The following is a 316-nucleotide window of genomic DNA, read 5'->3' on the forward strand; positions in this document are numbered from 1 at the left end:
GGGTGCCGTTGTCGGGTCCCGGTGGTGAGGTGGTGGGTGTGGAGCAGTTGCGGGGTTCGTTGTTGGCGCGTCGGGTGATGGGTGCTGCCGGCGGTCGGGTGGGGTGAGGGCCGGGCTGGTGGTCGGGGTGTTGTGGGTGGAATGACGAGAGCCCCGAGTCACCGGTGAGGGTGATTCGGGGCTCTCGTGTGAAGTTGTGTTCGGCGGTGACCTACTCTCCCACACCCTCACGAGTGCAGTACCATCGGCGCTGGCAGGCTTAGCTTCCGGGTTCGGAATGGGACCGGGCGTTTCCCTGCCGCTATGGCCGCCGTAA

At 66.5% G+C, this 316-nt stretch carries 1 rRNA gene; it reads right to left on the reverse strand.

Going from position 1 to position 316, the window contains the following annotated elements:
- Positions 1 to 198: 198 nt before the first annotated feature.
- Positions 199 to 315: ribosomal RNA gene (gene rrf / locus J1M64_RS18410) — 5S ribosomal RNA — on the reverse strand.
- Position 316: the final 1 nt, after the last annotated feature.

The organism is Dietzia sp. KRD202 (assembly GCF_017168155.1).
Classification (GTDB): domain Bacteria; phylum Actinomycetota; class Actinomycetes; order Mycobacteriales; family Mycobacteriaceae; genus Dietzia; species Dietzia kunjamensis.